The sequence below is a fragment of the Frankia sp. AgPm24 genome (genome assembly GCF_023243055.1).
Taxonomy (GTDB): domain Bacteria; phylum Actinomycetota; class Actinomycetes; order Frankiales; family Frankiaceae; genus Frankia; species Frankia umida.
In genome coordinates, this window is sequence record NZ_JALKFW010000207.1 from 70,351 (window position 1) to 94,888 (window position 24,538).

The window sequence follows — 24,538 nt, forward strand, 5'->3', positions numbered from 1 at the left end:
ATTCCCGGTTATCGGTAATCGCGTGGATCGACTGGGTATCCGATCGGGGGTCACCCGCCGGGTATGACCACCGAACGTGCCGGTGTCGTCGTAGTGTTCGCCACATGTGGACCATCGGCGGACATGAAGAGAGGCGATGTGTCGGATATCACGAGTGGCCGGATATGCCGGCCGATGGCTCGTCCGCGATGTTCGGTAAATCGTCGCTTTCGAACCTCTTTGTGAGTGCCGGTAGGGTGTTGTCATGTGGAGGATGGATCAGCGCTGAGACGATGCCCGACCGGGTCGTCCTGTCCGCGGTGTCGACCTGTTCATCGCGGCGCGGGAGGTGTGCCGAATGCGCCTGGTTCCCGGTTGGTCGGCGTCGTCGGGCCCGTTCGGGCCGGGGCGGCGGAGGGTCGTCGCCCACTGCGGCCACGGGGCTGTGCAGCCCGTTTGGGCCGGTTGAGTGCCGGGGAGTCCCCATCCGGGTCGGTGTGTAAATCCGCCCCCCACAACGTGGTGAGAAATCACCGTAATCGTCCGCCCATGAAGTGGTCATCCGGTTACCCGGAAGATCCCGAAACCATCATGGGTCCGTCAGACGGGTCACTCACCCGGCGTTGACGGGAGTCACCTCCCTGACCGGAGGGGCATCGCCCGACAGGGAGTGTGATAGGGAGTGCGGAGCCACCCACGGGGTTCCACCCACCCGATGTCGCCCATCTGACCATGGACGATCCGGCGATCGGACGGTGGAATGGAGGAGGCAGTGGACGCGCTCGTGCGGCGCTGCCGACGCACCGTGGTCCGCAGTTCGACAGTTGATATCGAGTAGCTGTTCCGGTCGGTCAGGTCCTGTGCCCGGGGCCACCGCGCCGATCCGGCGGACGAGTTCGCGCGATCGCACCACCTCGCGACGCGGGGCGAGATGAGTGGGGAAAGTAGTAGGTGACGTGCAACCAGTGCCCGCGGGGGAGAACTGCGTGAAAGGAACGACCGGAAGTGGTGTGTCATGAGCACACGGTCCCGGCCTGCTTTCCGTGACGGAGGGTTGACCGTTCTCGCCAATCGGGTCGCGCGCACGGGCGCGACCACGCCAGCCTGGCCGCCGCGCACGGCGGTCGTCACCGGCGCCTCGAGTGGCATCGGCCGCGAGGCCGCGCTGCTGCTGGCCGCCGGTGGCTGCCGCTCGCTGCTCGTCGGGCGCAACGGCGCCGCCCTGGATGAAGTCGCTGCTGCTACGGAGAGTCACCGCATCGCGGTCGACCTGGCTGTCCCAGGAGCCGAGATCAATGTGGCCTCCCGGGCCACGGAACTGCTTGGAGACATCGATCTGGTGGTGTGCTCGGCCGGGCTCGGCGCGGCCGGCCCGTTCGACACGATGTCACCCGACGCGATCGCACAGCTCGTCGCGGTCAACGTCCTGTCGCCAATGGCGCTGGTCAGGGCCATGCTACCGGCCATGCTCGACCGGGGCCACGGCCGCATTCTGATCGTCGGCAGCATCGCCGGCTCGCTCGGCGTGCGCGGTGAGGTCGCCTACTCCGCCACCAAGGCGGCGATGGTGGGCTTCACCGACGCGTTGCGGGCCGAGGTCGGTCGACGCGGCATCACGGTGACACTGTGCATCCCAGGTGTGGTGGACACGCCGTTCTTCCAACGGCGTGGGGCGCCCTACGTGCGTCGCTGGCCGCGGCCGATCCCGCCCGCGCTTGTCGCGGAGCGGATGCTCGCCGCCACCGGGAGGGGGCGCGCCGAGGTCTGGACGCCGGCCTGGCTGCGTGGCGCGGTGCGCATCCACGACGCTGTGCCGTCGGTGTACCGCGGGCTGGCCGGGGTGTTCGGATGATCCGTCCCGCCCTGGCCGCTCGGCGGACGCGACCCGTCCCGGCTGACCACCTGGTCGACTATCGGCGCTGACCCTCGATAGTCCGAGTCGCGGCGCCGGTCACGGCGTTCGCGCAGTCCCGATCCGGCACACCGCGCCCGGGGTGCGGACCGTCATCGAAGGAGAGGCGTATGACCGCTATCGACGCCCCAACCGGGCCACCGCGCACGGCCGCGCCGCCGCGCACGACCGGCCTGACCACCTCCGCCGACCAGCTGCTGCTCGCAGCGCCGGCGGAGAACTTCCCGGTCGCACCGATCGTCCTGCCGCCCGCCGTGCGTACCCACTTCAACGCGTTGTACGCCTACTGTCGCTTCGTCGACAACCTCGGTGACGAGGCCGACGGCGACCGGTTGGCGCTGCTGGACCGGCTCGACGTCGACCTCGCGGTGATCTGGGCCGGCGGCGAGCCGGAACTGCCCGTACTGCGCCGGCTCGCCCCGACCGTGCGGGCCTGCGACCTGCCGGCCGAGCCGTTCGAGCGGCTGGTCGAGGCCAACCGGCAGGACCAGCTGGTCACCCGGTATGAGACCTTCGACGACCTGGTGCGTTACTGCACTCTGTCGGCCGACCCGGTCGGCCGGATGGTGCTCGGCGTGTTCGGTCTGGCCACCCCTGACCGGGTGGTGCTCTCCGACCGGGTCTGTACCGCGCTCCAGCTGGTCGAACACTGGCAGGACGTCGCCGAGGACCTCGCCGCCGGGCGGATCTACCTCCCGCTGGAGGACCTGGACGCCTTCGGGGTGACCGAGGACGACCTGCGCGCCCCCAGCGCCGGTCCGGCGGTGCGGCACCTGATGGCCTTCGAGGTCACCCGGGCCCGCGCCGTGATCGACGCGGGCGCGCCGCTGGTCTCGATGGTGCCGGGGCGCCTGCGCCTGGCCCTGGCCGGTTTCGTCGGTGGCGGCCGGTCCGCGCTCGACGCGATCCGCCGGGCCGACTACGACGTGCTCAGCGGCACGCCGAAGGCGGCGAAGCCGCGGATGGCCGGTGCCATCGCTCTCGCCCTGGCCCGCTCGGCCGCCCGCGGTTCGGGTGCCGCGGCCAGCACCGCCGCCGCGGTGGCCAGCGCCACCAGCGCCGGCGGCCTGCCCGCCCGGCCACCGGTGACCGGCGGCTCGGTCGTCGGCTCCGCTGTGGCGGGACGCTCCGGTGTGGCGGGTGGCGGCCGATGAGCGCCGAGTTCCCGCGCCTGGTCGGCCGGCCGACCGTCGTCGAGGCGTACGCGTCCTGTGAGGCGCTGACCCGCGAGGCGGCTCGTAACTTCTCCTACGGCATCCGGTTGCTGCCGCCGGACAAGCGTGGCGCGCTGTCCGCCGTCTACGCCCTGTCGCGTCGCCTCGACGACATCGGCGACGGTGACCTGCCCGACGCCGAGAAGCTCGCCGGTCTCGCCGAGGTGCGGGCCGAGGTGAACGACCTCGGGGAGAACAGCTCCACCGACCCGGTCTACGTCGCGCTGGCCGACGCCGCCCGCCGCTTCCCGATCCCGTTGGAGGCGTTCATCGAGCTCGCCGACGGTGTCGAGAGCGACGTCCACGGCTCGACATACGAGACCTTCGACGACATGGTCGGCTACTGCCGGCTGGTCGCCGGCACCATCGGACGGCTGTCGCTGGGCATCTTCGGCACCGAACAGGCCGCGTCCGTGCGCGAAGCCCCGGCGGTCGCCGACGCGCTCGGGGTGGCGCTGCAGCAGACCAACATCCTGCGTGACGTCCGCGAGGACCTGCTCGGTGGTCGGATCTACCTGCCCGCCCGCGAACTCGAGGACTTCGGCGTCGACCTCACCGTGGACGCCAGCGGCCGTCTGGGCGGACCCGAGGTGGCGCTGCTGGGCTACCTGCGTTTCGCCGCGCAGCGGGCCGAGGACTGGTACGACCGCGGCATGGTGCTGCTCGACCTGCTCGACCGGCGCAGCGCCGCCTGCTGCGGTGCGATGGCCGGCATCTACCTGCGGCTCAACCGTCGGATCAAGAACGAGCCGGCCGCCGTGCTGGAGAGCCGGCTCGCGCTGCCCAGCTGGCAGAAGGCCGTCGTCGCCGCCCGTAGCCTCGCCGGACGCCCCGAGACGAGCGCCGCATGAGCGCCGCCGGGACGGACGGTCAGCCGCACCTGGTCGTCATCGGCGGGGGCCTGGCCGGGATGGCCGCGGCGCTGGTCGCCGCCGACGCCGGCGCCCGGGTGACGATGCTCGAGGCCCGGCCGCGCCTCGGCGGGGCGACGACGTCGTTTCGCCGCGGCGAGCTGTGGATCGACACCGGTCAGCACGTGTTCATGCGCTGCTGCACCGCCTACCGCGGGCTGATCGCCCGCCTCGGCGTGACCCACCTGACCACCCTGCAGCCCCGGTTGGACGTCCCGGTGCTGCTCGGTGCGACCCAGACCCGCACCCGGCTGCGCCGCACCGGTGTGCGCCTGCCCGCGCCGCTGCATCTCGCGCCGGCGCTGCTGGGCTACAAGGCGCTTCCGCTGGCCGAACGGGTCCGGGCCGGGCTCGCGGCGTTCCAGCTCGGTCGGCTCGACGAACGCTCCCCGCGGGTGGACAGCGGTTCGTTCGGCGCCTGGCTCGCCAGCCACGGCCAGGGCCCGGCGGCGACCAGCGCGCTGTGGGAACTGCTGACCGTGGCGACGCTGAACCTGCCCGCGGACGAGGCCTCGCTGGGCCTGGCCGCCAAGGTGGTGCGCACCGGCCTGCTGGAGGCCGCCGACGCCGGCGACATCGGCTGGGCGGAGGCGCCGCTGTCGCGCCTGCACGGTGACGCGGCGCTGGCGGCCCTGACCGCGGTCGGCGCGGACGTGCGTACCGGTGTGAAGGTGCGCTCGGTCACCGCGGACGGCGCGGGCTGGCGGGTCGCGGTGACCGCCGGCGGTACCAGCCGGGGTGAGGCCGTGCCCGGGGCGGACCCGTCCGGTTCGCTGTACGCCGACGCGGTGGTGCTCGCCACCCCGGCGCCGGCGGCCGCGGGGCTGCTGCCCGACGGCGCCACCGTCGACGCGCGGCGGCTGCACGCGCTCGGCGACTCGCCGATCATCAACGTGCACATGATCTACCCGCGTCAGGTGATCGAGGGCCCGTTCCTCGCGGTCGTCGACTCGCCGATCCAGTGGATCTTCGACCGGACGATCTCCTCGGGCCTGGCCGCCTCCGGGCCGCCCGGAGCACAGTACCTGGCGCTGTCCCAGTCGGCCGCCGAGCCGTGGATCAACATGCCGGCCGGCGACGTCGCGACGCTGTTCACCGAGGAGATGGCGCGGCTGTTCCCGGCCGCGCGGGCCGCCGAGCCGATCGAGGTCTTCGTGACCCGGGAGCGCACGGCGACCTTCCGACAGGTGCCCGGTTCGCTCGCGTTGCGCCCGGGCGCGTCGACCGGCCTGGCGCACTTTGCCCTGGCCGGCACCTACACCGACACCGGCTGGCCGGCGACCATGGAATCGGCCGTGCGTAGCGGAGTCGCTGCGGCCCGTGAGAGCCTGGCGGGCATGGGGGTAGTCGTAGGGGACCTGGCCGACCTGGTCGAGCGGCCCTCGGCCGTGCCAGCCGCACCAGCCGCACCGGCTGTGTCGGCCGTGTCGGCTGGGCCAGCGGCGTCGGCGGCACGGGGCGGGCTCGCGGTGAAGCCACGGCAGGCGTCAGACGACCTGCCGGACAGACCAGAACCATCGGATTCGTCGGATTTTCCGGATCCACGGGGAGCGAACGCGACAGCCGCCGGTTCCACGGAGGCTGTCGGACCGGTGACCACCGGCCAGCAGGAGCACTCATCCACAGGGGGATTCCCGGTATGACCATGACGGTTCCGGATGCGATCGAGCGGGGGAGGACCCTCACCGTCCCGGCGCTGCGCGCCGTGGTGGACCGCCTGAACCCGCGTCTTCGCCATATCGTCGCCTACCACCGCGGCTGGGTCGACGCCGAGAACAAGCCACTGACCGGCTCGGGCGGCAAGCTCGTCCGTCCGGCGTTGGCACTGCTGTCGGCCGAGGCCGCGGGCGCGCCGCCGGAGGTGGGCCTGCCCGCCGCCTGCGCCGTCGAGCTCGTGCACGACTTCTCGCTGCTGCACGACGACCTGATGGACGGCGACCGCGAGCGCCGCCACCGCGCGACGGCGTGGACGGTCTTCGGGGCCGACGGCGCGATCCTGGCCGGCGACGCCCTGCTCGGGCTCTCCGTGCAGATCCTGCTCGAGGTCGAGGGCGACCCGGCGCGCCGGGCCGCGCTGATCCTCAGCGCCGGTATCCAGGACCTGGTCCGCGGCCAGGCCGAGGACCTGATGTTCGAAAGCCGCACCGACGTGACGGTCGCGGACACGCTGCAGATGGAAGACGGCAAGACCGGCGCGCTGCTGGCCTGCTCGGCGTCGCTGGGCGCCGTGCTCGCCGGGGCCGGCGACGAGATGGTCGACGGCCTGGCCGAGTACGGTTCGCGCCTGGGCACCGCCTTCCAGCTCATCGACGACCTGCTCGGCATCTGGGGCGACCCGGCCGTCACCGGCAAGCCGGTGCTCTCCGACCTGCGTTCGCGCAAGAAGTCGGTGCCGGTGGTCGTGGCGCTGGAGGCCGGCGGAGCCGCCGCCGACGAACTGCGCGCGTTCCTGACCGCGTCGGGTGAGTCCACCGAGGCGGAACTGAGGCACATCGCCGAACTCGTCGAGCGGGCCGGTGGCCGGGAATGGACCACCGCCGAGGCCGACCGGCAGCTCGAGGCCTGCGAGAGCGTTCTGCGCTCGCTGTCGATGCCGGCGCAGGTCGAGGCCGAGCTGCTCGCCCTCGCCCGTTTCGTGACCGAGCGCGATAGCTAGGAGGCCGCAGGTGCGCACCGGCGCTCACGCGGTCGGCGATCACCCCGACGATCGCCTGTTTGACCATCGCCCGTACGACGAGGGGAGTCGTCGATGAGCCTGACTTCGGACCCGTCCCCGGCTGCTCCGTCCGCGCAGGAGACTCCGAAGCGGCCCGCCATCCCGGTGCCCGCCACCGCCGAGGCCTATGGGATCTCCCGGTCGTCGCCGCCGCTGACCGAGGAGGCGGCGGCGCCGACCAGTCCACCGGACGTGTCGGGTGCGGTGACCGCGCCGGCCGCCGCGCACCTCGCCGTCACGGCCAGCGCCCAGGTCGCGACGCAGCGAGCCCGTGACCATCTCCTCGCCCTCCAGGCGGACGAGGGATGGTGGAAGGGCAACCTCGAGACCAACGTCACGATGGACGCCGAGGACCTGTTCATGAAGCAGTTCCTCGGCATCCGTGGTGTCGAGGAGACCGAGCAGACCGCCCGCTGGATCCGCTCCCAGCAGCAGCCCGACGGCAGCTGGGCCACCTTCTACGGTGGCCCGGCGGACCTGTCGACCACTGTCGAGGCCTACATCGCGCTGAGACTGGCCGGGGACGCGGTCGACGCGCCGCACATGGCGCGGGCCGCCGAACTCGTCCGGGAGCAGGGCGGGATCGCCGCCTCCCGGGTGTTCACCCGGATCTGGCTGGCGGCGCTGGGCCAGTGGTCCTGGGACGACGTGCCGGTGATCCCGCCGGAGCTGATCCTGGCGCCGTCCTGGCTGCCGCTGAACGTCTACGACTTCGCCTGCTGGGCGCGCCAGACGATCGTCGCCCTCACGATCGTCGGTTCCCTGCGCCCGGCGCATGACCTCGGCTTCGACATCGACGAGCTCAAGGTGGCGGCGCCGCCCCGCAAGCTTGCGCCCCTGCGCAGCTGGGAGGGAGCCTTCGAGCGGCTCGACAAGCTGCTGCACCGCTACGAGCGTCGGCCGATCAAGCTGCTGCGCAGCCTGGCGCTGCGCCGGGCCGCCGAGTGGGTCGTCGCCCGCCAGGAGGCCGACGGCTGCTGGGGCGGTATCCAGCCGCCCTGGGTGTACTCGGTGATGGCCCTGCACCTGATGGGCTACCCGCTCAACCACCCGGTGATCGCCGCCGCGTTCCGTGGCATGGACCGCTACGTGATCCGCCGGGACACCCCCGAGGGCCCGGCCCGCCAGATCGAGGCCTGCCAGTCACCGGTGTGGGACACCGCGCTCGCCGTCGTCGCGCTCTCCGACGCCGGCGTCCCCGGTGACCATCCGGCGATGGTGAAGGCCGGCAGATGGCTGGTGGACGAGGAGGTCCGGGTCGCCGGCGACTGGGCGGTGCGCCGCCCCGAACTCGCCCCCGGCGGTTGGGCGTTCGAGTTCGACAACGACTTCTACCCGGACGTCGACGACACCGCCGAAGTCGTCCTGGCGCTGCGCCGCCTGCTCGGTGACGGACACGCCTCGGTCACCGGCGCCGGCCGGGCCGGTTCACACGGCGGTGCCGGGGCTTTCGGTAGCCGGCCGAACACGGTGGAGGATGCCGATCCGGCGCTCGCCGCCGCGATCCGCGCCGCCGCCGCCCGCGGGGTCGACTGGAGCGTCGGGATGCGCTCATCCAACGGCGCCTGGGGTGCCTTCGACGCCGACAACGTCCAGATGCTCGCGATGAAGATCCCGTTCTGCGACTTCGGTGAGGTCGTCGACCCACCGTCGGCGGACGTCACCGCCCACCTGGTCGAGATGCTCGCAGACCTGGGCCGCTCCGATCACCCGATCACCCAGCGGGCAGTGCAGTGGCTGCTGGACAACCAGGAGCCGGGCGGTTCCTGGTTCGGCCGGTGGGGCGTCAACCACGTGTACGGCACCGGTGCGGTCGTGCCGGCGCTCATCTGCGCCGGTGTGCCGACCGACCACCCGGCGATCACGGCATCGGTGCGCTGGCTGCTCGAACACCAGGCTCCCGAGGGCGGCTGGGGTGAGGACCTGCGCTCCTACACCGACCCGGCCTGGATCGGACGTGGCGCGCTCACCGCGTCACAGACCGCCTGGGCCCTGCTCGCCCTGCTCGCCGTCGACCCGCACAGCCTCGCGGTCAAACGCGGGGTTCGGTGGCTGTGCGAGACCCAGCGTCCGGACGGCACCTGGGACGAGCCCCACTTCACCGGCACCGGCTTCCCCGGGGACTTCTCCCTGAACTACAACCTGTACCGGCTGGTGTTCCCTCTGACCGCACTCGGCCGGTACGTGAGCCTCACCGGGGTAACGACACCATGAACACCTCCGCATCCCCGGGCGGGGACGGCACCGTCGCCGGAGAGCATCCGACGCCGGTGGCCGTGCCCGCGGTGATCCCCGCCCAGGACACGCTGTCACCGTCCGTTCCCTCCAGAGCACCCGCGGACCCGTCGCGCGCGCCTGTGCTGCCCTTTCGCACACCGGCCGCCGGCGCCCGTCGCCCCACCGCCGCTGCCCCCGCGGCTGTCACCTCCACCCCCACCCCCACCCCCACCCCCACCTCCTCCTCCACCACCACCCAGGCCGTCACCGATCCAGCCGCGACCACCCCGGCCGCCGTCTCCGCGGTGGCGGGGACGTCCGGCGGTGCGAGCCGGCCGGGACGACTTGTCGTCGCGACCGCGCTGCGGTTCGAGGCGATGGCGGCCGGCCGCTCCGGGCTGCCCTCCGACACGATCATGATCCGGACGGGTATGGGCCCCGACAAGGCCCGCCAGGCCGCCCGGGTGGTCCGCGAGGCACGACCCGACGCGGTCGCCATCGTCGGCCTCTCCGGCGGGCTCGCCCCCGGGGTGAAACCCGGGCACATCGTCGTGGCACAGGAGGTCCGCTCGTCCGACGGGACCGTCACCCCGTGCGCCTCGGCTCCGCTGCTGGCCGGTGACCTGCGCCGACTCGGCTTCACCGTGCACGTCGGCCCGATCATCACCGTGCCCAGGGTGGCCCACGGCAGCGAGCGGACCCGACTCGCCGCCACCGGCGCCATCGCCGTCGACATGGAGAGCGCGCCGATCGCCGAGGGCAGCGGGGACGTGCCGTTCGCGGCCGTCCGCGTCATCGTCGACACCATGGACGAGCCGCTGGGTCGGCTCGACCTGGTCCGCCGCGGTGTGCGGGGGCTGCTCACGATGAGCCGGCTCGGTACGCCGCTGGCCGCGTGGGCCGCGGCGGTCGGTCGGCGCACGGTGCTGCTGGCCGAGCCGCGGGCGTTCTGCGCCGGGGTCGAGCGGGCGATCGAGGTCGTCGAGCGCGCCCTGGACCTGCACGGCGCGCCCGTCTACGTCCGCAAGCAGATCGTGCACAACTCCCATGTCGTCGCGGACCTCGCCGCCCGCGGCGCGGTGTTCGTCGAGGAACTCGACGAGGTGCCCGCCGGCGCCACGGTGGTCTTCTCCGCGCACGGCGTCGCCCCCGCGGTGTGGGATCAGGCGGACGGGCGCGAGCTGTCCGTCATCGACGCCACCTGCCCGCTGGTCGAGAAGGTGCACGCGGAGGCACGCCGGTTCACCGCCCGCGGGGACACCGTCCTGCTCATCGGTCACGCCGGCCACGAGGAGGTCGACGGCACCCTCGGGGAGTCGCCCGGGCGGATCCAGCTCGTCCAGTCGCCGGCCGAGGTCGCCGACCTCGAGGTCCCCGACCCGGAACGGGTCACCTACCTGATGCAGACGACCCTCGCGCTGGACGAGGCGTCCGAGATCGTCGACGCGTTGCGGGAACGCTTCCCGGCGATCGTCGGCCCCGGATCGGCCGATATCTGCTATGCGACGTCCAACCGGCAGAACGCCGTGCGCAAGGTCGCCCAGGAGGCGCAGCTCGTGCTGGTCGTCGGCTCGGCGAACAGCGCGAACTCGGTGCGCCTCGTCGAGGTCAGCAACCGCGACGGTGTCTCCTCCCATCTGGTGGAGAACGTCGGTGACGTGCGGCTGTCCTGGCTCGCCGGAGTGGAGACGGTCGGCATCTCGGCCGGGGCGTCCGCGCCGCCGGCGCTGGTCGAGGAACTGACCGCGGCGCTGTCGGGCCTTGGCCCGACCGAGGTGACGGTCCGTTCCGTCGGCCGGGAGTCGATCTCCTTCCATCTGCCCAAGGAGCTGCGTCGGGCCGCGGGGAACTCCTCGCCGGCACCGCTGTCGCGGCCGGCCGCCTCGCGGGCCACGTCCTAGCGTCGGGTTCCCCGGGCCTGCCAGATAGTCGGCGGGCCCGGGGGTTCGTCTGTCCTGGTCCACCTCACCCACCCGCCGCGCGACCGGGACCGGGATCGCGATTCCTGTCCCGGTCCGGTGGACACGTGGAGTGTCGTCCGGGCGGTGGGTCGTCCTCGAGTCGCGCGTGGGCATTGATTGTGTCACTCTCGGTGACAGAAATGGTCTTGGCGGCGTCGGGCGTGCGGGCGCCGCCGGGGAGGCCCGGCCGAAACGGAAGCGCTCCTGACACGTCCGACGAGACGTCGAAGTAGCCGTTTCCGGCCTGGGTGGCACGCGGCACATTCGGTCCCTGAATTGCCCCTGACCTGGCGAGATGCTGTCTGATTCCGCCCAGATGGGGGATGCGGTCACGCAGGGGATCTGGTTGTGCGGCACTTCATCGAGCGATCGACATGCAGGCTGTACGTACAGGCTGTATGGTCAGTGCAGCGATCATCGGTCATTAACCGGAGACCAAAGAGAGGGGAGCTACGCCGTGGCGGTCGAGTGGCGGTACCAGCTCCGTGTAGGTACCTATCTGGCGAAGCAGAAACTGCTGCGTCGCAAGCACTTCCCGCTCGTGCTGGAGCTGGAGCCACTGTTTGCCTGCAACCTGTCCTGCACGGGTTGTGGGAAGATCCAGCACCCGGCGTCCGTCCTGAAGCAGCGCATGAGCGTCGACGACGCTCTCGCCGCTGTGAAGGAGTGCGGCGCTCCGGTTGTTGCGATCGCGGGCGGTGAACCACTCATGCACCCGCAGATTCACGAGATCGTGAACGAGCTTACCAAGCGTAAGAAGTTCGTGATCCTCTGCACGAACGGGCTGCTTCTGCAGAAGAAGCTGAAGAACTTCACCCCGTCGCCCTACTTCACCTTCGTCCTGCACATCGACGGGCTGCGCGAGCGGCACGACGCGGTGGTGGAGAAGGAGGGCACCTTCGACGAGTGTGTCCGGGCGTTCCACGCGGCGAAGGCCGCGGGCTTCCGGGTCGGCACGAACTCGACCTTCTTCAACAACGACAGCCCCCAGGACGTCATCGACATCCTGACCTTCCTCAACGACGACCTCAAGGTCGACCAGATCCAGCTCTCCCCGGGCTACGCGTACGAGAAGGCTCCCGACCAGGAGCACTTCCTCGCGGTCCAGGAGACCCGGGAGATGTTCGCCAAGGTCTTCGCCGAGGGGCGGCGCAAGAAGTTCCGGCTGAACCATTCGCCGGTGTTCCTTGACTTCCTGGAAGGGAAGAAGGAGCTCGCCTGCACCGCGTGGGGCATCCCGAGCTACTCGCTGTTCGGTTGGCAGAAGCCCTGCTACCTGATGAGCGACGGGTACGTCTCCTCGTACAAGGAGCTCGTGGAGACCACCGACTGGGACTCCTACGGTCGCGGCAAGGACCCGCGCTGCGCGAACTGCATGGCGCACTGCGGGTACGAGACGTCCGCCGTGCTCGCCACGATCGGCTCCCTCAAGGAGTCGATCCGCGCCGTGCGCGAGGCCTGAGCCCCGCGTCCGACCCCGGTGACACAGCACCACAGCACCGTCGCACCACAGGCACGACCGCGCTGCCCCGGCGCCACCGCGATGTTCCTGCGGTGACGCGGCAGCGCACAATATGAGCGGCGCCGTCCCGACCGGATCCCTTCCCGGCCGGGGCGGCGTTCGTGCGTGTGGGGCCGATATCGCGGATGTCGCGGGTATCGACGTTCGTCCTCGGCGGGGCGGGGGGATGCGCGGCCGGGAAGGACCGGCATCCCCCGCGGGGATCAGCGCGGACGGCTGCCCGGTTCGGCGCCGACCGAGGGCTGGGCGCTGAGATCGCCGCCGCGGCTGAGGCCGCGCATCAGCCGGTCGAGCACGATGCCGATCTCGACCCGGGCCGCGTCCGGATCGGCCGCCCTGCCGGTGTAGATGCTCGCCTCGGAAAGCAGGGCGGCGACCAGACGGGTCAGCGGGGCGACCGGCAACTGGTCGATACCCTCCTCGGACATGGCCCGTTGCAGCCATTCGGACAGCAGCCGATAGCCGTGCCGTTCGACCAGGGCGTCCCAGGCCTCGCTGCCGAGCACGGCCGGACCATCCACCAGGACGATGCGTTGGAAGTCGCTGTCCGCGGTGGAGATGTCCAGCAGGGACTGGAAACCGGTGCGTAGCTGGGTCCAGGCGTCACTGGGGAGCTGCGCGTCGCGGGCCAGTTCGCCGGCCACGAGTTTCTCGGCCACCTCGGTGGCGACCTGTTCCATGACGGTGCGAAACAGGTCGGCCTTGTCGCGAAAGTGGTGGTAGAGCGCGCCGCGGGTCACCTGGGCGTCGGCGACGATCTCCTCGGTTCCGGTGGCGGCGAACCCCTGCTCGGCGAACCGACGGCGGGCGGCGGCGACGAGCGCCGCACGGGTGTCAGTCGTCTGTTCGGAACGGCGGGTCACCCCCCGATTATGGTGCAGCCGCTGGCCCATGCGGGGGTTGAAGGGGGTGTGGTGTCCGTCGGTGGGCCGGGGGTTCCCAACGTGTGGGTTCGCCGGGCACCGAGGTGCCCGCTTACGCTGCCTGGCCGGGTCATCCCGCCCGTGCACCGGGCCGGCGATCCTGGCCCACCGGTCCGTGTGCGAACGGGTTGCCTCCGGCCGGGTGGGGATGCATTCTCGCAGGTCAGCGGCATTGTTAGCGGTGCTGAGCCGGACGGGGCGCCACCGCGGGCGGTACCCGCCGAGCGGACGGTTCTTTACACACAATTACCCCGGTCGCCCGACTGGAGTTCGACCTTCGTGGCAGGATTACTCTCTGTGACTGTACTCCAGTGGATAGCCCTCGCCTCGTTGCTCGCCTGGCTGTACCTGGCCGTCGGTCATGGCACCTTCTGGCGGACCGACCAGCGGCTGCCGCGGCGCCAGGCCCCGGCGAGCTGGCCGAGCGTCGCGATCGTCATCCCGGCCCGGGACGAGGCGGACATACTGCCCGTGACCCTGCCGAGCCTGCTCACCCAGGACTACCCCGGTCCGGTCCGGCTCATCCTCGTCGACGACGGTTCGACGGACGGCACCCCCGAGGTCGCCCGCGCCCTCGCCGAACAGGCGGCGCAGCGCGGCGGCTCGAACGTGACGGCGGCCGTGACCGCGTCGACCGAACCACCCCCCGGCTGGACGGGGAAGCTCTGGGCGCTGCGCCGGGGCATCGAATGCGCCGGGGACGTCGAGTTCCTGCTGCTCACCGATGCCGACATCGCCCACGACCCCGGGTCGCTGACGGCGCTGGTCGCCTCCGCCCGCACCCAGCGCCTCGACATGGTCTCCCAGATGGCGGTGCTGCGCGCCGACACGTTCTGGGAGCGGATCATCGTCCCCGCGTTCGTCTACTTCTTCGCGATGCTCTACCCGTTCCGGTGGTCGAACCGGTCGACGTCCCGGGTGGCGGCGGCCGCCGGTGGCTGCTCGCTGGTGCGCCGTGAGGCCCTGATCCGCGCGGGCGGGCTCGCCGAGGTGCGCGGCGCGGTCATCGACGACGTGGCCATCGCCCGGATCCTCAAGCGTTCCGGCGGACGGACCTGGCTCGGCCTCGCCGACCAGGTACACAGCCGCCGCCCGTACCCACGCCTGGCCGACCTGTGGAAGATGGTCTCCCGCTCCGCCTACGCCCAGCTGCGGCACTCGCCGCTCCTGCTGATCGGCACGGTGCTGGGGCTGAGCCTGGTGTTCCTGGTGCCGGTGGTCGCCACCGTCGTCGGGATCGCCGCCGGGGACCTCACGGTCGCCCTGATCGGCGCCGTCACCTGGCTGATCATGACGTTGACCTACGTCCCGATGGTCCGCTACTACCGGCAGCCGCTGGCGTCCGCGCTGTTGCTGCCCGGGGCCGCGGCGCTCTACCTGGCGATGACGGTCGACTCCGCGCGGCTCAAGCGGGCCGGCCGCGGCGCCGCCTGGAAGGGCCGTACCTACGACGGCCACGGCACCCCCGAACGGCGCGGCCTGGGCACGACAACCCTCGCGCCCCATGTCGCCGCCCCGCACGTCGCCGTCGTCCAGCCTCCACGGGATCCCTGGGACCTGCCCACCCCCGCCACCCCTGCCGACGACGCCACCACCTCCTCCACCTCCGACCCGCACCGCGCCTCCTCCTCGTAGCCGCCTCCTCGGCCATGGTCACTTGCTGTGACGCCCTTTTCGGAGTTGCCGGTGTGCCGGGTGCACGTGGGTGGTCGTGGTCGTGTCCGTCCTGCCGACTACGGCGATCGGTGTAGGCGGATCTTGCTTGAGGTGCGCTGCGCCGAGTAGTGCTCGGGACGAAACGGGGCGGGGCGGGTGCGGCTCAGGAGGCTGGGGGCGGGAGCGGCGCGGGGGAGCGGGGTGCGGTGGTCAGCAGGCGGCGCAGTGTGACGGCATCCGCGGCGAGCGCCGACACCAGATAGCCGGGTCCGGCCAGCGGCAGCAGCGCCGCCTCCCCGTGCTCGTCCGTCACCGAGACGGCCTCGGCCGCCTGCCCCGCCCATGCGGGGCCCGCGACGAGCCGGGAGCCCACCGCCCGCGCGCCGCCGAGCTGCGCCGGGCCGCGCAGCCCCGGCGCGTCCGGACCGAGTGCCAGCTCCTGGCGCAGCAGCGGCCCGTTGACGTCCACGCGCAGTGTGCTGTGGAAGGCTCCTGGCAGCTCGCCGAACCGACCGAGCAGGATCTCCTCCCGCAGGCAGAGCCGGGCGGACGAGGCCAGGCTCACCTCGGTGATCGCCACGTGGTCGGCACCCCTGGCGACCACCGTCGGCTCCGGCTGGAAGTCCAGCTCGCCCTCGTTGCCGACCTGCGCGCGCACCAGCAACCGGGACGGCCCGGTGCCTCCGCGGCCGGGCAGCGCGACCATGGCCGCCACCGAGCGCACCACCAGCCGTACCCCGCCGCCCACGGTCAGATCGAGCCTTAGCTCGTCGCCGGCGAGCGGTCCGGCCGCGGCACTGACCAGATGCACGGTCGCCGTCGGCGGGGACGCCCCCACCGGCGAGGTCCCGGTCAGACGCAGGACCACCGGCACGTCCGAACGCAGTTCGGCGACCCGGAGCGCACCGTGGGCGTCGCGCTCGACCCGGACAGCCGCATGGGCGCGCATCCCGGCAACCTAGCAGCCAGCGGACGACCGTCGGTGGACGGCAACGCGTGGACGGCAACGCGTGGACGGACAGCCGGCACGGTGGACGGCAGGGGGTGGATGGTGCCGGGCGGTCGTCAGGAGGCGAACATGCGCAGGTCCGCGAGGCGGTGCCGCTCGGCCAGCAGGTCAAGGCGGATGCCGGCGGGGGCGGGCAGGGCGTGCGGGGGACGGCTGGCCGAGTCGGCGCCGAGCCGGGCCACCGTTGCCACCTCGGCCGTGAGGCGGGCAAGCGCACCGGTGACGGCGAGGGGGTCCAGCCCGAGCAGGCGGGTGGCCGCGGTGGCCGGGCCGGTGACCGTCAGGTGCGCGGCGGCGAGGGCGGCGTCCGCCGGTGGCAGTCCGGCGCCGGTGGTGACCATGCCCAGCGCGATCGGGTGATGCGGAGCGCGGGGTCCCGCCGGGACCGGCCAGGCGGCCCGTCCGGCGCGGAGCAGGGTTCGGCCCTGGGCGCGGCTGGCCGTGCGCTGGGCGGGGGAGGGGGTGCGGGCGTCGAGCTCGGCGTCGAGCTCGACGAGTCGCGCCGGACCAGCCGTGGCCGGCTCGCGCAGCGCGTGGACGGTGGCGGCGGCGAACGCGGCCGCCACCACGCCGGCGGTGTGCAGCCGGCCGAGCAGGAACAGCTCGAGCTCGGGCAGACCGGTGAGACTTCCGTCCGCGACCGCGGCCTCGACCCCGCCCGAATGCGCATGTCCGCCGGCCGGCATCCGGCCGTCCACCAGCACCAGCAACGTGGCCAGTCGGCCCGGTCCGTCATCCATCTGCATGTCCCTCCGCCGGTGTGTCCCTTCGCCGGGCAACCCGTCTCTGCCGGGTGACGCCTTCCCACGGTTTCCGCTTTGGCCACCCGTCGGCCACCCGTCGGGCTGGCTCCGGCTGCTGAGGTTATGAGCTGCTGAGGTTACGGCCTGCCCGGACAGGTGCCTCGCGGGTCGCAGTGGCTGCCCCGGGTGGCCGGGTCGCGAATCTGACGTGAACGGTCGATGACGTAGGCGACCCGTCCACATGCCTTGGGTAGCCTCCGTAATCGCACGATTGGACCATCTACGCGGCAGAGGCGAATTCGGGCATATCGAGCCAGATGTACCGAGCGGCTCTGGTCGGATGTACTGAACGGCGAGGTGAGGCATGACCGATCCGTCGCGTTCCCCACTGACGGGTGTCATGGCACCGACCGCCGCGCCACCGGCCCAGGGCGGGAACCAGCCCGGCGCGTCGGGTGGGCCTGCCGGGGGGACGCTGCCACCGGCGGCCGGCCCGGACGTTTTCCTCGATGCCTGGCGGCGGGCACCGCGTGCCCGCCGGCCACGCACCCGGCTGCCGGGGCGTTCCTGGGGTGCGCTGGGGGGACTCGGTGTCCTCGCCCTGCTGGCGCTGCTCGTCGTCTCGCTCGCCACACAGGGACGAGCCGGTGGCGACCAGACGCTGAGCGCCGACCGGCTACCGCCGGTGATCTCAGCGACAGCGACGAACGTCGCCAGCCACCCGGCCAGGTCGGCCACTCCCACCCCTGCGCCGTCCACGGCATCGTCACCAGTCGTGGCGGCACCACCCGCGGCGCTGCCGCCACCCACACCCGCCCATCCGGTCCAGGCGCCGGCTGGGCGGCGGGCCACGCCCGTGCACACCGCCGCCCCCCATCCCGTCCATCCGCCGGCGCCGCCCGCCCCGGCCCCGGCCCCGGCCCACACCACGGTTCCCGCCCGCGCCGTCGTCTCGACCCCCGCCCATGCCGCAGCTCGCACGACCACGCCGGCACCTGCTCGCACCGCCGTCCCGGCGCCGGCGCCGGCCGGGCCGTTCACCTTCACCAACCTGGCAACCGGCTACTGCCTGGACAGCAACGCCAACCAGGTCGGCTACACGATGGGCTGCAACGGCGGGCAGTACCAGCGCTGGCGGGTCTTCGGCTACGGCCGGGTGGTACTGACCGACCAGGCCACCGGCTTCTGCCTGGACAGCGACAGCTCCGGCAACGCCTACACCCGCGCCTGCCAGAGCACCGCCAGTCAGCAGTGGCAGACCTCCGACGCCGGTTACGGCACGGTGACGATGACGAACGCCGCGTCGGGGCGGTGCCTGGACAGCAACGCGAACGGCAACCTCTACACGTTGGGCTGCAACGGCGGCTCCTACCAGCGGTGGACCCGTGGTTGATCTTTTCCGGGAGCATCGCACCGCGATCCTGCTGATCCTGACCGCGCTGGTCGCGTTCGTCCTGCTGGTCGTGTTCGTCCAGTGGTTCTCGCGGACCAGGGGCCTTCGGCGGACCCTGGTGCACCGGTGCCGGCAGTTCGCCGCCGGCCTGCGCGACCTGGCCCGGCTGGTGTCCGCGTCGTACCGCTTCCGCCGGGACGCGCGTCGCATCGCCCGGCTGCTCGCCCACCCGCGGCTCGGCCTGGACATCCGCACCGCCTTCGTGCTCGACGCGACCGCCGACCGGACGGATGGCAACACGGGCGTCGACCGACCGTCCGGGGACGCGACCGCCGACCGGACGGGCCGGGAGTCGACGGCCGACCACACCGGCGGACGGGCGTTCCTGGCCGCCGTGCGTGCGGACTCGATCGCGATCAGACGCACCGCACCGGAGGCTGACACGCGCCTACGGGTGCTCACCCGACCCTGCGTGAACGACGCCCATCTGCTCGGTGGCCCCGCCCATCCACCGCAGCGGGTGCTGGCCGCGCTGTCCGCGCAGGGCAGCTGCCCGGTTGCACTCGGCCTGCTGCCCGCGATGGGCGGTGCCCTCGCCGTGGTGGACCTGGCCGTCCTACCGGGCGTGGGCAGCATCGACGGTCCGCCCGGCCCGGCCCGCCGGCTCGGTGCGGCGATCGCCGCGCAGCTCGCCGCCGGGATCCTGGTGTCCCGGGGCATCGAGCTGATCATCACGGACCTGGTGCTGCCCGGCTTCGGCGGGCCCACCCTGGACGCGGCGCTCGAGCTGCTCGAGCGGTCGGCGCCGCGCGAGCCGGCGCCGCGCGAGCCGGCAGGGCCGTTCGGACGGGGCACCGACGTCAACGGGGATGTTGCGGATATCGGGGACGACGGGGATGAGCAGGAGAGCGGTGTACGGACCGTCCTGGTCTGCACGGCGACCTCCCGCCCGGACCTGGCCCGGGTGAGCGAGCTCGCCGAGCGGCGCCCGCAGCTGCGGGTCCTCGTCGTGGGGCGGCACCCGGGATCCCGCTGGCGGCTCGAGCTCGACGCCTCGAGCCGGATCACGGCGCCCGAGCTCGCCCTGCAGGCGGACGGCGGACCGCTCGAGCGCGGCCTGGCCCGCGCGGTCAGACGGCGGGCCCGGCTGCGGGCGAAACTGACCGTCTCACCTGCGCTGCCGGTCCCGCCCGCAGCGGCCGAGCCGCCCGCAGCGGCCGAGCCGCCCGCAGCGGCCGAGCCGCCCGCACTGGCCGAGCTGCTCGCGTCGACGCGTCCGGGAGCGCGGCCGGCAGTGGCGCTTCCCTCTCCGCCTGCGTACCTGCCGGCGGAGGCGCTCCCACCCGCGACTCCCCTCATGCCCGTCGAGTCGCGCGTGCCACGTGCGCCGCGCATGCCGGCCGAGCTGTCTGCACCACCCGTGCCACCGGTGCCGGCCGAGCCACCGGTGCCGGTGGGGGCCCGGCCGGAGACCGTCGGTCGCTGGCGCACGCCCGGCCTGGACGCGGGTCCGCTCGCCGAGCCGGAGCCGGCCCGACTGCAGGGCCGGCAGGCTGCCACGGCCGGGGAGACGGTGACGGCCGGGACGGTGGCAACAGGGTCGGCGGTCACGGCAGCGGGTACGCACACGGGTGCCGAGGGAACGGTGGCGACGGACGAATGAGCGCGGATGTCATCCTGACCGTCGAGGTTGTGGCCGAGACCGAGATCGACGCCGAGGCCGACGCCGCGGCGGGGGCCGGGGCTGACCGGGCATCGCGGCCCCGCCCGCCGGGAACACTCGGCACCGAGCGGTCCCCGCTGACCGGATGGGTCGGCGGGGAGGCACCGGCCGTCCCGGGGGGTGGCGGCGACATGCTGGTGCGGCTACGGCCCACCGACTCCGTGCGCGACCTCGCCGCGGGCCTCGCCGAGACGGACCCGCGCTGCTTTCTGGACGAACATGCCCTCGACCCGGCCGAGACGGTACGCGCCAGCGGCATCACGCCCGGGCGGCGGATCGGCCTCGGCGCCCCCGCCCGCCCGGCCCGCCCGCTGGTCCCACCCGCGCGGGCGGGCCGCCGGTTCGAGGTGCAGGTCGTGGGCGGTCCGCAGGCGGGGCGGATCTGGCGGCTCGGGCTCGGCGCGCACGACATCGGCGCCGATCAGGGCGCCACCGTCCGGCTGCCCGACCCGGGCGTCCCGCCGCTGGCGGCGGTGCTGCACATCGGTCAGGACGGTCAGACCTGGCTCAGTGAGCTTGCCGCGCACGGGGTCACCACCACCCGGCCGCACCCCCCGCAGCTGCGCTTCACCGATCATCACCGGGCGGCGACCCGGGTGGAGCAGCGGGATCTGCCGCTGCCACCGCCGGCACCGGACTGGCCGCCGTTCGGCCCCGACGCGGCAGGCTGCGTGCCCTGGGCGGTGGGGGAGGACCTGGTCGTCGGCCCGCTGCTGCTGCGGCTGGCCGAACGGTTCGAGCCGGACACGGACGTCACCCCGTCCGAGGATGTGCTGGGACTCGACTTCAACCGGCCGCCGCGGATCGTGCCGCCGCTGCTGACCTCCCGCAAACGGTTTCCGACGCCGCCGACGCCGCCGACCCGCCGCAGCATCCCACTGTTGCTGATGCTGGCGCCGCTGCTGCTGGGCCTGGCGTTCGTCTGGTTCTTCCATTCGTACTTCTTCCTGGTCATCATGCTGTTCAGCCCGCTGCTGGCCTTCGCCAACTGGCTGCAGGACCGGCGCAGCGGCCGGCGGCGGTTCCGGGCGGAGTCCGCGCGTTACCGCGACACCCGGGCCGAGGCCGAGCAGGCGCTGACGGTCGCGGTCCGCGCCGAGCGCCGCGCCCGCTGCGACGCGTCCCCCGATCCGGCGCTGGTCGGCCTCACCGCGACCGGTCCCGGCCACCGGCTGTGGGAGCGGCGCCGCACCGACCCGGACCATCTGCTGCTGCGGGTCGGCACGGTCGACCAGCCCTCCCTGATCGAGGTGGACGACCCCGCCCTCGACGACCACGACCACCGGCTGCGCTGGAACATCCCGCAGGTGCCCCTTGCCCTGGACCTGGCCGCCCTCGGGGTCGTCGGGGTGGCCGGTGAGCCAACGAGCCGGCATGCGCTGGCCCGTTGGCTGTTGCTGCAGTGCGCGGTCCTGCACAGCCCCCGCGACACCCAGATCGTGGTGCTCACCGACGCGGCGGGCCGGGACAGCTGGGAGTGGGTGCGCTGGCTGCCGCATGTGCGCCCGCCGCGGGAGCTGGGCGAGGGCGCGCCGCCGGTACTGATCGGCAACGATCCGGAGACGGTCGCGCACCGGGTGGCCGAGCTGCAGGCCCAGATCCGCGCCCGCCAGGTGGCCCGCGGCTCGGCGCTCGGACCGGTGATGTTCGCCCAGCCGGACGTGGTGGTGCTCGCGGACGGGGCCCGGCGGCTGCGGGACGTGCCAGGCATGATCGGAGTGCTGACCGACGGGCCGGCGGTGCGGATCTTCTCGATCTGCCTCGACAGTGAGATCCGCCTGCTGCCCGAGGAGTGCACCACCGTCGTCGTCTGCGAGCACGACGAGCTGGCCGTGCGCCGCAGCGACGTGCCCGAACTGACCGGGATCCGTCCCGACCTGGTCGACGCCGACTGGTGCGACGGCCTGGCCCGGGCGCTCGCCCCGCTGCGCGACATCACCCCCGCCGCCGAGGACGGCCTGCCCGAGCAGACCCGCCTGCTGGAACTGCTCGGCCTGACGGGCCCGGACCAGCCCGACCCGCCCGAGCCGGCCCGCATCGCCGACGCCTGGCTGACCCATCCGGCCTCGACCCGGTTCCCGATCGGGGTCGGCTTCGACGGGCCGGTCGTGCTCGACATCGTCCGTGACGGGCCACATGCGCTGGTCGCCGGCACGACCGGCGCCGGCAAGTCGGAGCTGCTGCAGACCCTCGTCGCGTCGCTTGCCGCCCACAACCGCCCGGACGAGCTGGTCTTCGTCCTGGTCGACTACAAGGGCGGCAGCGCGTTCCGCGGCTGTGCCCGGCTGCCGCACACCCTCGGCATGGTCACCGACCTGGATCCGGCGCTCGCCGTGCGGGCACTGGAGTCGCTGGCCGCCGAACTGCGCCGCCGCGAGGTGCTGCTCGCCGAGGCCGCGGCGAAGGACATCATCCACTACCGCGCGCTGCGGACCCGCGACCCGCAGCTACCCGCGCTGCCCCGGCTGATGCTGGTGATCGACGAGTTCGCCACCCTCGCCCGGGAGGTGCCCGACTTCATACCGGGACTGGTCAGCCTCGCGCAACGCGGCCGTTCCCTGGGCATCCACCTGGTGCTCGCGACCCAGCGCCCCGCCGGGGTGGTGACCGGGGACATCCGGGCCAACACCAACCTGCGCATCGCCCTGCGGGTCACCGATCCGATGGAGAGCACCGATGTCGTCGACACCCGGGACGCGGCGCTGATCCCGGCCGCCACCCCGGGACGGGCCCTGGCCCGGCTCGCGCACCGCTCGACGGTGCTGTTCCAGACCGCCTACTGCGGCGCGCCCGTCGGCGGCCCGGCCGAGCAACCGGGCGGTGCGGGGGGCAGCCCCGTCCGGGCCGTCCCGCTGACCTGGACGTCGCTCGGCCGGCCGCGTTCGGGTCTCGCGGACGACGCCGACCTGCAGCTCGACGGCCTGGCCGAACCGGACGAACTGGCCCCCACCGAACTCGACCTGCTCGTCGAGCTCATCCGCGGCGCCGCCGAGCAGACCAGCTACCAGGCCCAGCCGAGTCCCTGGCTGCCGGCACTCGGCGGTCGGCTGCTGTTCGAGGACCTGGTGCGGCACTGTGGTCCGCAGGCGGTGCCCTACGCGCTCGAGGATGTGCCACACCAGCAGATCCAGCGGCCCGTCTGCTGTGAACTGGCGAGCTTCGGGCACCTGTTCGTCATCGGCACGCAGCGTTCCGGCCGCTCCCAGGTGCTGCGCACCCTCGCCGGTGCCCTCGCGCAGGCCCGGTCCTGCGCGGACATCCACCTCTACGGGGTGGACGCGGCCGGTGGGGCGCTGGCCGTGCTGACCGAGCTGCCGCACACCGGTGCCGTGGTCACCGGCTCCGACCTGGAGCGAGTCGGTCGCCTGTGCGACCGACTCACCGGCGAGCTGGCCCGCCGCCAGGCGCTGCTCGGCCAGTATTCCTGTGCCGACCTGACCGAGCTGCGCACCGCCATGCCCGTCGACGAGCGGCCCGCCCACATCATGGTGCTCATCGACGGCTGGGACTCGCTGGCCGCCACCCTGCCCGAACATGACGGCGGCTGGCGCTACGAGGCTCTGCTCACCCTGCTGCGCGAGGGAACCGCGGCCGGTCTCCACGTGGTCGCGACCTCCGACCGGGGTCTGCTCGCCGGGCGCGCCGGTTCGCTCAACGACCACCGCATCCTGCTGCGGATGAGCGAGCGCACCGACTACACCACGATCCGGGTCCCGCACCAGCGCATCCCCGCCCACGTCCCGCCGGGTCGCGGGTGGCGTTCGACGAACCAGGCCGAGCTGCAGATCGCCCTGCTCGACCCGGACCCGTCCGGCCAGGCGCAGGCCACGGCGCTGCGCCGGATCGGCGTGCGGGCCATCGCCCGCGACCGGGAGGTGTCCGCCGCGCGCCGTCCGTTCGCCGTCGCCGCGCTGCCCGGTGCGCTGACGTTCGCCGACGCGATCGCCCGGGTCGACGCGGCCGACCGGCGTCCGTTGCAGGCGCTGCTGGGCCTGGGCGGGGACGAGGCGGCGCCGCTGCTGCTCGACTTCGCCGGCCGGTCGCACACCTTCCTCGTCGCCGGTCCGCCCGGTTCCGGGCGCAGCAACACCCTGGCGACGCTCGCCGTCTCGCTGCTGACCGGCGGCACCAGCCTGGTGGTGCTCACCCCGCGGGAATCGCCGCTGCGCCGGCTCGCCGCCCATCCCCAGGTACGCCTGGCCGCCCCGGAGGTGCTCACCGGCGCCGAACCGCTGGTGGTCGAGGGGCCGGCGGTCCTGCTCGTCGACGACGTGGACCTGTTCGGGTTCAACTCCCCGCTGGAGCCCACGCTGCGCGCGATCGTCGCCTCCGGACGCGACCGCGGAGTGGGGCTGGCCTACGCCGGCAGCGGCGAGGTGCTCTCCCAGTCGATCAGCGGCTGGCTGGGGGAGGCGCGCCGATCCCGGCAGGGGGTGCTGCTGGCCCCGCAGAGCTCGCTGGAGGGCGACCTGGTGGGCTGCCGGATCCCGCCGAGCCTGCTGCGCGGCGGGATCCGGCCCGGCCGCGGCTATGTCGCCGACACGGCCGGATCGCTGCGGGCCATCGTCATCCCGCACACGGTGCTCAGATAACCGGCGGGCGCGACCTGCTCGGGTCCACGCCCGCCCGCCGTGCGCGTGTTCGACGTGCCTGTGTTCG

Annotated in this window: 15 protein-coding genes; 12 read left to right on the forward strand and 3 right to left on the reverse strand. The window is 73.1% G+C overall.

Annotated elements, in window-relative coordinates; translation table 11 throughout:
• Window positions 1-994 precede the first annotated feature (994 nt).
• From MXD61_RS20725 to hpnH, 8 genes are all read left to right on the forward strand, one after another.
• Complete coding sequence (locus MXD61_RS20725; RefSeq protein ID WP_248815130.1) at window positions 995-1,831, forward strand: SDR family oxidoreductase; 837 nt, start codon at window positions 995-997, stop codon at window positions 1,829-1,831.
• Window positions 1,832-2,001: 170 nt separating this feature from the next.
• Window positions 2,002-3,045 (forward strand): squalene synthase HpnC, encoded by a 1,044-nt coding sequence (gene hpnC, locus MXD61_RS20730; protein ID WP_248815131.1) that lies wholly within the window; start codon window positions 2,002-2,004, stop codon window positions 3,043-3,045.
• Complete coding sequence (gene hpnD, locus MXD61_RS20735; RefSeq protein WP_248815132.1) at window positions 3,042-3,956, forward strand: presqualene diphosphate synthase HpnD; 915 nt, start codon at window positions 3,042-3,044, stop codon at window positions 3,954-3,956. Before hpnC ends, hpnD begins: the two co-directional genes overlap by 4 nt.
• On the forward strand, window positions 3,953-5,659 hold the full coding sequence (gene hpnE, locus MXD61_RS20740) for a hydroxysqualene dehydroxylase HpnE (RefSeq protein ID WP_248815133.1): 1,707 nt from the start codon (window positions 3,953-3,955) through the stop codon (window positions 5,657-5,659). Before hpnD ends, hpnE begins: the two co-directional genes overlap by 4 nt.
• The gene (locus tag MXD61_RS20745; protein WP_248815134.1) at window positions 5,656-6,672 is read left to right on the forward strand and encodes a polyprenyl synthetase family protein; all 1,017 of its coding nucleotides are present in this window, start codon (window positions 5,656-5,658) and stop codon (window positions 6,670-6,672) included. Before hpnE ends, MXD61_RS20745 begins: the two co-directional genes overlap by 4 nt.
• Before the next feature lie 93 nt (window positions 6,673-6,765).
• On the forward strand, window positions 6,766-8,946 hold the full coding sequence (locus tag MXD61_RS20750; RefSeq protein WP_248815135.1) for a terpene cyclase/mutase family protein: 2,181 nt from the start codon (window positions 6,766-6,768) through the stop codon (window positions 8,944-8,946).
• Window positions 8,943-10,850, forward strand: coding sequence for a 4-hydroxy-3-methylbut-2-enyl diphosphate reductase (gene ispH / locus MXD61_RS20755; RefSeq protein WP_248815136.1), 1,908 nt, complete (start codon window positions 8,943-8,945; stop codon window positions 10,848-10,850). The genes MXD61_RS20750 and ispH overlap by 4 nt, the downstream gene beginning before the upstream one ends.
• Window positions 10,851-11,367: 517 nt before the next feature.
• Entirely contained in the window at window positions 11,368-12,372 is a 1,005-nt protein-coding gene (gene hpnH, locus MXD61_RS20760) for an adenosyl-hopene transferase HpnH (protein ID WP_163550287.1), read from the forward strand.
• Between the two features lie 263 nt (window positions 12,373-12,635).
• Here the strand turns inward: hpnH and MXD61_RS20765 are convergent, their stop codons facing one another.
• Window positions 12,636-13,325, reverse strand: a complete 690-nt coding sequence (locus MXD61_RS20765) for a TetR/AcrR family transcriptional regulator (RefSeq protein ID WP_163550288.1) — start codon at window positions 13,323-13,325, stop codon at window positions 12,636-12,638.
• 327 nt (window positions 13,326-13,652) lie between these two features.
• Here MXD61_RS20765 and MXD61_RS20770 point away from each other — a divergent pair, with 327 nt between their 5' ends.
• Entirely contained in the window at window positions 13,653-14,990 is a 1,338-nt protein-coding gene (locus MXD61_RS20770) for a glycosyltransferase (protein WP_248815137.1), read from the forward strand.
• A gap of 184 nt (window positions 14,991-15,174) precedes the next feature.
• On the opposite strand, the gene MXD61_RS20775 is transcribed toward MXD61_RS20770, so the two are convergent.
• Window positions 15,175-15,960, reverse strand: coding sequence for an urease accessory protein UreD (locus MXD61_RS20775; protein WP_248815138.1), 786 nt, complete (start codon window positions 15,958-15,960; stop codon window positions 15,175-15,177).
• 116 nt (window positions 15,961-16,076) lie between these two features.
• Complete coding sequence (locus MXD61_RS20780; RefSeq protein WP_248815139.1) at window positions 16,077-16,760, reverse strand: urease accessory protein UreF; 684 nt, start codon at window positions 16,758-16,760, stop codon at window positions 16,077-16,079.
• Window positions 16,761-17,127: 367 nt separating this feature from the next.
• Here MXD61_RS20780 and MXD61_RS20785 point away from each other — a divergent pair, with 367 nt between their 5' ends.
• The 3 genes from MXD61_RS20785 to MXD61_RS20795 are packed head-to-tail and all read left to right on the forward strand — an operon-like array spanning window position 17,128 to window position 24,471.
• On the forward strand, window positions 17,128-18,156 hold the full coding sequence (locus tag MXD61_RS20785) for an RICIN domain-containing protein (RefSeq protein ID WP_248815140.1): 1,029 nt from the start codon (window positions 17,128-17,130) through the stop codon (window positions 18,154-18,156).
• Complete coding sequence (locus MXD61_RS20790; RefSeq protein WP_248815141.1) at window positions 18,149-19,819, forward strand: hypothetical protein; 1,671 nt, start codon at window positions 18,149-18,151, stop codon at window positions 19,817-19,819. Before MXD61_RS20785 ends, MXD61_RS20790 begins: the two co-directional genes overlap by 8 nt.
• On the forward strand, window positions 19,816-24,471 hold the full coding sequence (locus MXD61_RS20795) for an FtsK/SpoIIIE domain-containing protein (protein ID WP_248815142.1): 4,656 nt from the start codon (window positions 19,816-19,818) through the stop codon (window positions 24,469-24,471). Before MXD61_RS20790 ends, MXD61_RS20795 begins: the two co-directional genes overlap by 4 nt.
• The last annotated feature ends 67 nt before the right edge of the window (window positions 24,472-24,538 follow it).

What these genes read in the sequence shown, in the direction of transcription:
- MXD61_RS20745 (WP_248815134.1), top strand. Translation starts at nt 5,656, where the DNA reads ATGACCATGACGGTTCCGGATGCGATCGAGCGGGGGAGGACCCTCACC.
- MXD61_RS20780 (WP_248815139.1), bottom strand. Translation starts at nt 16,760, where the DNA reads ATGGATGACGGACCGGGCCGACTGGCCACGTTGCTGGTGCTGGTGGAC.
- MXD61_RS20775 (WP_248815138.1), bottom strand. Translation starts at nt 15,960, where the DNA reads ATGCGCGCCCATGCGGCTGTCCGGGTCGAGCGCGACGCCCACGGTGCG.
- MXD61_RS20795 (WP_248815142.1), top strand. Translation starts at nt 19,816, where the DNA reads ATGAGCGCGGATGTCATCCTGACCGTCGAGGTTGTGGCCGAGACCGAG.
- MXD61_RS20765 (WP_163550288.1), bottom strand. Translation starts at nt 13,325, where the DNA reads ATGGGCCAGCGGCTGCACCATAATCGGGGGGTGACCCGCCGTTCCGAA.
- hpnD (WP_248815132.1), top strand. Translation starts at nt 3,042, where the DNA reads ATGAGCGCCGAGTTCCCGCGCCTGGTCGGCCGGCCGACCGTCGTCGAG.
- MXD61_RS20785 (WP_248815140.1), top strand. Translation starts at nt 17,128, where the DNA reads ATGACCGATCCGTCGCGTTCCCCACTGACGGGTGTCATGGCACCGACC.
- MXD61_RS20750 (WP_248815135.1), top strand. Translation starts at nt 6,766, where the DNA reads ATGAGCCTGACTTCGGACCCGTCCCCGGCTGCTCCGTCCGCGCAGGAG.
- ispH (WP_248815136.1), top strand. Translation starts at nt 8,943, where the DNA reads ATGAACACCTCCGCATCCCCGGGCGGGGACGGCACCGTCGCCGGAGAG.
- hpnC (WP_248815131.1), top strand. Translation starts at nt 2,002, where the DNA reads ATGACCGCTATCGACGCCCCAACCGGGCCACCGCGCACGGCCGCGCCG.
- MXD61_RS20725 (WP_248815130.1), top strand. Translation starts at nt 995, where the DNA reads ATGAGCACACGGTCCCGGCCTGCTTTCCGTGACGGAGGGTTGACCGTT.
- hpnE (WP_248815133.1), top strand. Translation starts at nt 3,953, where the DNA reads ATGAGCGCCGCCGGGACGGACGGTCAGCCGCACCTGGTCGTCATCGGC.